Here is a 6543-nt window from a genome sequence, read left to right on the forward strand (position 1 = left end):
GGGGGGGCGCGGCCGGCCGCCGGGAGGGACCGGGTCGGGCGGGAGGGATCAGGCCTCCTGCTGCGGGTGGTGGGCCGGGACCGGCGGGAGCTCGCCGGTGGTCTCGTACACGCTGAGCATGTCGATGCGGCGGGTGTGCCGCTCGTCGCCGCTGTACGGGGTGGAGAGGAAGATCTCGACGAACCGGGTCGCCTCCTCGACGGTGTGCATCCGGCCGCCGACGGAGATCACGTTGGCGTTGTTGTGCTCACGGCCCAGGGCGGCGGTCTGCTCGCTCCAGGCCAGTGCGGCCCGGACGCCCTTGACCTTGTTGGCGGCGATGGCCTCGCCGTTGCCCGAGCCGCCGATCACGATGCCCAGCGCCTGCGGGTCGGAGGCGGTGCGCTCGGCGGCCCGCAGGCAGAACGGCGGGTAGTCGTCGAGGGCGTCGTAGATGTGCGGCCCGCAGTCGACCGGCTCGTGGCCGGCCTCCTTGAGCCACTCCACGAGGTGGTTCTTCAGTTCGTATCCGGCATGGTCGGAGCCCAGGTACACGCGCATGCCCATGAGTGTGGCACGCGCGCGGACCCGGGCTCCGCAGGGGGGCGACGCCTTCGGCAGGTCCGGCCCGCTCAGCGGCGGCCGAGCAGCTTCCAGGCCAGCGGGAGGGCGCCGGCCGCGAGGGCGGCCTTCAGGGCGTCGCCGACCAGGTACGGGTAGAGGCCGAGCTCGGCGGCGCGGGCCAGCGGCACGTCCAGGGCGAACGCCAGGTAGGGCACGCCGACCGCGTAGATGGCGAGGGCGCCGAGCGCCATGGTGGCGGCGGTGCGCAGCGGCGAGCGGTCGGCGCCGCGGCGGGCCAGCGCGCCGACCAGGCCGGCCGCCAGCACGAAGCCGATCACGTAGCCGAGCGAGGGCATCGACCAGCCGGCGGCGGACTCGGCGAACCACGGCACGCCCGCCATGCCGGCCAGCAGGTAGAGGCCGAGCGAGGCGATGCCGCGGCGGGTGCCGAGCGCGGTGCCGACCAGCAGGGCGGCGAAGGTCTGGCCGGTCACCGGGACCGGGGAACCGGGGACGTTCACCGACAACTGGGCGGCGAGGCCGGTGAACGCGGCGCCGCCGGCGACCAGGGCGAGGTCGCGGGCCTGGGCGCCGAACCGGCTGCCGGCGGCGGGCAGCAGGTCGGCGAGGACGGCGCGGCTCGGAACGGGGGTGCTGGCGGTGGCCATCGGGCTTCTCCTCGGCACGGTACGGATCCGCACGATCGAAGGATCAGCGGATCGAGCGGGTGATCACACCGAACCTACGCGGCGGGCGCGCCGAACACCGTCAGGGATCCGGACAAAGCACCGGCCGCCCTCCTTGTCGGGTCCCGACCGGCCGTGGCAGCGGAGCGTGACCGTGCCATCATGGAAGGTCACGACACGGTCCGCATGCTGGTCCCGAACCGGGCATTCTTGGCATGCACAGCTGCGTCACCGGATATTGGGCAACCCGCACCGCATGTCGAACAGTCTGGATCCACCTCCCATGGCCCCCTCCTCCGCCCCCTCGGCGCCCGGGACCACCGCGTCCGCTCCCCCGCCCGGCGGTCAGCAGCTCTCGCACGGCCTCAAGCAGCGCCACCTCTCGATGATCGCGCTCGGCGGCGTCATCGGCGCAGGCCTCTTCGTCGGCTCCGGGGCGGGCATCGCGGCGGCCGGACCCGCCATCATCCTGGCCTTCGTGCTCTCCGGACTCCTGGTCATGCTGATCATGCGGATGCTCGGCGAGATGTCGGCGGCCCGCCCCGCCTCCGGCTCCTTCTCCGTGCACGCCGAGAAGGAGGTCGGCCCCTGGGCCGGGATCACCGCAGGCTGGATGTACTGGGTGATGCTCTGCTGCGGCGTCGCCGCCGAGGCCACCGCCGCCGGCCGGATCGTCAACGGCTGGGTCCCCGGCGTCTCCGCCTGGGTCTGGGTCGCCCTGTTCATGGTCTTCTTCTGCGCCAGCAACCTCACCGCGGTGAAGAACTTCGGCGAGTTCGAGTTCTGGTTCGCCACCGTCAAGATCGCCGCGATCATCGCCTTCCTGGTGCTCGGCACGCTCGGCGTCACCGGCGTCCTCGGCCCCGGCGCCCCCGGCACCACCAACCTCACCGGCCAGGGCGGCTTCCTGCCCACCGGGATCAGCGGACTGATCGTCGGCCTGCTCGCCTCCGTCTTCGCCTACGGCGGCCTGGAGACCGTCACCATCGCCGCCGCCGAGTCCGCGGACCCGAAGCGCAACGTCGCCAACGCCGTGCGCACCGCCGTCTGGCGGATCGCGGTCTTCTACATCGGCTCGATGGCGCTGGTCGTCACCCTGGTCTCCTGGAAGGACCCGGCGGTCGTCGCCGACGGCCCCTACGTCACCGTGCTGCGCCACCTCGGGGTGACCGGCGCCGGAACCATCATGCAGGTCGTGGTGCTGGTCGCCCTGCTGTCCGCGATGAACGCCAACATCTACGGCGCCTCCCGGATGGCGTACTCGCTGGTCGGCCGCGGCCAGGGCCCGCGCGCCCTCGCCAGGGTCAGCGGCGGGGTGCCCCGGCGGGCCGTGCTCGCCTCCTGCCTGTTCGGCTTCGCCGCCGTCCTGGCCGCCAAGTTCTGGCCCGACACCGTCTTCACCTGGCTGATGAACACCACCGGTGTCGCCATCCTGGTCGTCTGGCTGTTCATCTGCGTCGTCCAGCTGCGGATGCGCCGCCGGCTGGAGCGCGAGGCGCCGGAGCTGCTCACCGTGCGGATGTGGGGCTTCCCGTACCTGACCTGGGTCGCGATGGCCGCCGTCGTCGGCATCCTCGCCCTGATGACCACCACCGAGGGCAACCGGCAGCAGCTGTACGCGGCCGGTGTGCTGGTCGCCCTGCTCACCGCCGCCGGCCTGGCCAAGCAGCGCCGGGACGCCGCCCGCGGCTGAACCCGCCCGCGGACGGGACGCGGGAGGGCCCGGTACCGCACGGTACCGGGCCCTCCGCCGTGCCGGCGCCGCACGGGCGGCCGGCCGGCCCCGCGGACTACTCGAAGGACGGGCTCGCGGTCCGCGTCCGCTTGATCTCGTAGAACCCCGGGGTCGAGGCGACCAGCAGGGTGCCGTCCCACAGCCGGGCCGCGGCCTCGCCGCGCGGGATCGGGGTCACCACCGGGCCGAAGAACGCGACCCGCTCGCCGTCCGCGCCCTCGACCGCGATCACCGGGGTGCCGACGTCCTCGCCGACCAGGGTGATGCCCTCCTTGTGCGACTGGCGCAGCGCCTCGTCGTAGTCGGTGGTGAAGCCCGCCTCCACCAGCTCCACCGGCAGCCCGGCCGCGACCAGCGCCGCCTCGATCGTCTCCCGCTTCTGCGGCAGGCCCTGGTTGTGGAAGCGGGTGCCCAGCTCGGTGTAGAGCCGCCCCAGCACCTCCTCGCCGTGCTGCTGCGCGGCCGCGATGCACACCCGCACCGCCGCCCAGGCGTTGGCCAGCAGCTCCTCGTACTCGTCCGGGAGCTCCCGGCCCTCGTTCAGCACCGACAGGCTCATCACGTGCCAGTTCACGTCCACCGGACGCAGCTGCTGCACCTCGATCAGCCAGCGGGACGTCATCCAGGCCCACGGACAGGCCGGGTCGAACCAGAAGTCGGCGGTCTTGCGCTCGGCGGTGCCGGTGGTACCAGCGGCAGTCGTCACGGCTGTCGTCCTTCGAGAGTCGTCCGGAGTCGTCCGGGGATGGGGTTCTGGATCCCGGGGGCCCTGCGGCCACGGCCGGTCATGCCCCTCACGGCACCAACACCCGGTCCACGGCGGTGATTCCGCCCCGCCCGTCCGAGTTGTGCAATGGTACCGGCGCGGGGGGCGTGAAAGGATGCCCCCGCAGCACCACAGCGCGCCGCACCACCGCACCAGCGAAGACCGCACCACCGTGCGAGCCGGACAAAGGAGTACCGCCGTGCCGGGCAAGAACCTGAGCCGCGACGAAGCCCAGCAGCGGGCCAGCGTCCTCACCGTGGACAGCTACCGCGTCCACCTGGACGTGACCTCGGCCCCCGACCCGGCGGCCGCCACGTTCCGCTCCACCACCACCATCGCCTTCCGCTGCACCGAACCGGGCGCGTCGGTCTTCGTCGACCTGCTCGCCCCGGCCGTGCGCGCCGTCACCCTCAACGGCCGCCCCCTCGACCCGGCCACCGCCTACGACGGCGCCCGGGTGCACGTCGACGGCCTCGCCGCGCAGAACGTGCTCACCGTCGAGGCCGACTGCGCCTACAGCCGCACCGGCGAGGGCCTGCACCGCTTCACCGACCCCGCCGACGGCGAGACCTACCTCTACACGCACTACGAGCCGGCCGACGCCCGACGGGTCTTCGCCACCTTCGAGCAGCCCGACCTCAAGGCCCCGTTCGGGTTCACCGTCACCGCACCCGCCGCCTGGGACGTGTGGTCCAACGCCGCGCACGAGCGCGTGACGCCGGACGGCACCGCCCGCACCTGGGAGTTCGCGCCGACCAAGCCGATCTCCACCTACCTCACCGCCGTCGTCGCCGGCCCGTACCACGTGGTCCGCGACCACTACAGCCGCACCCTCGACGACGGCACCGTGCTGGACATCCCGCTCTCCGCGATGTGCCGCCGCTCGCTCGCCCCCCACTTCGACGCCGACGAGATCCTCGGCGTCACCAAGCTCGGGCTCGACTTCTTCCACGAGCGGTTCGCCTACCCGTACCCCTTCGGCAAGTACGACCAGGCCTTCGTCCCCGAGTACAACATCGGCGCGATGGAGAACCCCGGCTGCGTCACCTTCCGCGAGGAGTTCGTCTACCGCTCGAAGGTCACCGACGCCGCCTACGAGGGCCGCGCCAACGTCGTCCTGCACGAGATGGCCCACATGTGGTTCGGCGACCTCGTCACCATGCGCTGGTGGGACGACCTGTGGCTGAAGGAGTCCTTCGCCGACTTCATGGGCTCCTACGGCCTGGTCGGCGCCGGCACCCGCTACCAGGGCGCCTGGGTCACCTTCGCCAACCAGCGCAAGGCCTGGGCCTACCGGCAGGACCAGTTCCCCACCACCCACCCGATCACCGCGGACATCCGGGACCTGGAGGACGCCAAGCTCAACTTCGACGGCATCACCTACGCCAAGGGCGCCTCGGTGCTCAAGCAGCTGGTGGCGTACGCCGGTTCGGAGGCCTTCTTCGAGGGCGCCCGCCGCTACTTCCAGCGGCACGCCTTCGGCAACACCGAACTCGCCGACCTGCTGGACATCCTGGAGGAGACCAGCGGCCGCGACCTGCGATCCTGGGCCGCCTCCTGGCTGCAGACCGCCGGCGTCAACACCCTCACCCCGCAGCTCACCGCCGACGCCGAGGGCCGGATCACCGAACTCGCCGTCCTCCAGGACGGCGGCGTCCTGCGCCCGCACCGGATCGCGGTCGGCCTCTACGACCGGGACGCCGACGGCGCCCTGGTGCGCACCGCGCGCTTCGAGCTCGACGTCACCGGCGCCCGCACCGTGGTCGCGGAGGCCGTCGGCCGCACCCGGCCCGCGCTCGTCCTGCTCAACGACGACGACCTGACCTACTGCAAGATCCGCTTCGACGAGGAGTCCCTGGAGACCCTGCGCACCGGCCTCGGCGAGATCCGCGACGACCTGGCCCGGGCGCTCGCCTGGTCGGCCGTCTGGAACCTCACCCGGGACGCCCTGATGCCGGCCCGCGACTACGTCGCGCTGGTGCTGCGGTTCGCCGGGCAGGAGGCCAACATCGGCGTCCTGCAGTCCCTGCACGCCCAGGCCAAGGGCGCCGTCGACGTCTACGCCGACCCGGCGTGGCGCGGCGAGGGCGGCCGGCTGCTGGCCGACGGCGCGCTGCGCGAGCTGCGCGCCGCCGCCCCCGGCAGCGACCACCAGCTGGCCTGGGCCCGCTTCCTGGCCCAGACCGCCAACGGCTCCGAGCACCTCGGCCTGGTCCGCGGCCTGCTGGCCGGCACCGCCCGGATCGACGGCCTGGAGGTCGACCAGGAGCTGCGCTGGGCGCTGTGGCTGGCGCTGGCCGCGGCCGGCCACGCCACCGGGGAGGAGCTGGCCGGGGAACTCGCCGCCGACAACACCGCGAGCGGCCGGCGCCAGCACACCCAGTGCCTGGCCGCCCGGCCCACCCCCGAGGCCAAGGCCGCCGCCTGGTCCGCCGTGATCGACTCCGACGAACTGCCCAACGCGCTGGTCGAGGCCAGCATCGCCGGCTTCGCGGTGCCCGCGCACCGCGACCTGACCGCGCTCTACGCCGCGCCCTACTTCAAGCTGCTGGAGCGGATCTGGGCCGAGCGGACCATCGAGATCGCGATGCGGATCGTCGGCGGCTTCTTCCCGCAGGCCCAGGTCGACGAGGCCACGCTGGCCGAGGCGGACGGCTGGCTGGCCGGGCACCCGGACGCGGCGCCCGCGCTGCGCCGGCTGGTGCTGGAGCGCCGTGACGACCTGGCCCGCGCGCTGCGGGCGCAGGCCTGCGACCGGGCCTGAGCCGGGCGGATCCCGGCCGGGCCGGCCCCGGCCGACGGGCCGAAGGCCC

Annotated in this window: 5 protein-coding genes; 2 read left to right on the forward strand and 3 right to left on the reverse strand. The window is 73.3% G+C overall.

The window, feature by feature from the left end:
• Positions 1-48: 48 nt before the first annotated feature.
• Both ACFCX4_RS33665 and ACFCX4_RS33670 read right to left on the reverse strand, forming a co-directional pair.
• Positions 49-540, reverse strand: a complete 492-nt coding sequence (locus ACFCX4_RS33665; RefSeq protein ID WP_376150834.1) for a ribose-5-phosphate isomerase — start codon at positions 538-540, stop codon at positions 49-51.
• 71 nt (positions 541-611) lie between these two features.
• On the reverse strand, positions 612-1211 hold the full coding sequence (locus ACFCX4_RS33670; protein WP_376150836.1) for a biotin transporter BioY: 600 nt from the start codon (positions 1209-1211) through the stop codon (positions 612-614).
• A gap of 301 nt (positions 1212-1512) precedes the next feature.
• Between ACFCX4_RS33670 and ACFCX4_RS33675 the strand changes: the two genes are divergently transcribed.
• The gene (locus tag ACFCX4_RS33675; RefSeq protein WP_376150838.1) at positions 1513-2922 is read left to right on the forward strand and encodes an amino acid permease; all 1410 of its coding nucleotides are present in this window, start codon (positions 1513-1515) and stop codon (positions 2920-2922) included.
• A 97-nt stretch (positions 2923-3019) separates the two neighbouring features.
• Here ACFCX4_RS33675 and ACFCX4_RS33680 read toward each other — a convergent pair whose 3' ends face one another.
• On the reverse strand, positions 3020-3670 hold the full coding sequence (locus tag ACFCX4_RS33680) for a DsbA family protein (protein WP_376150840.1): 651 nt from the start codon (positions 3668-3670) through the stop codon (positions 3020-3022).
• A gap of 259 nt (positions 3671-3929) precedes the next feature.
• Here ACFCX4_RS33680 and pepN point away from each other — a divergent pair, with 259 nt between their 5' ends.
• Complete coding sequence (gene pepN, locus ACFCX4_RS33685; protein ID WP_376150842.1) at positions 3930-6494, forward strand: aminopeptidase N; 2565 nt, start codon at positions 3930-3932, stop codon at positions 6492-6494.
• Positions 6495-6543 lie beyond the last annotated feature (49 nt).

The sequence above is a fragment of the Kitasatospora sp. NPDC056327 genome (assembly GCF_042261735.1).
Taxonomy (GTDB): domain Bacteria; phylum Actinomycetota; class Actinomycetes; order Streptomycetales; family Streptomycetaceae; genus Kitasatospora.

Excerpts from the sequence above, each read along its gene's own strand:
- ACFCX4_RS33665 (WP_376150834.1), bottom strand. The coding sequence starts at position 540 with ATGCGCGTGTACCTGGGCTCCGACCATGCCGGATACGAACTGAAGAAC.
- ACFCX4_RS33670 (WP_376150836.1), bottom strand. The coding sequence starts at position 1,211 with ATGGCCACCGCCAGCACCCCCGTTCCGAGCCGCGCCGTCCTCGCCGAC.
- ACFCX4_RS33675 (WP_376150838.1), top strand. The coding sequence starts at position 1,513 with ATGGCCCCCTCCTCCGCCCCCTCGGCGCCCGGGACCACCGCGTCCGCT.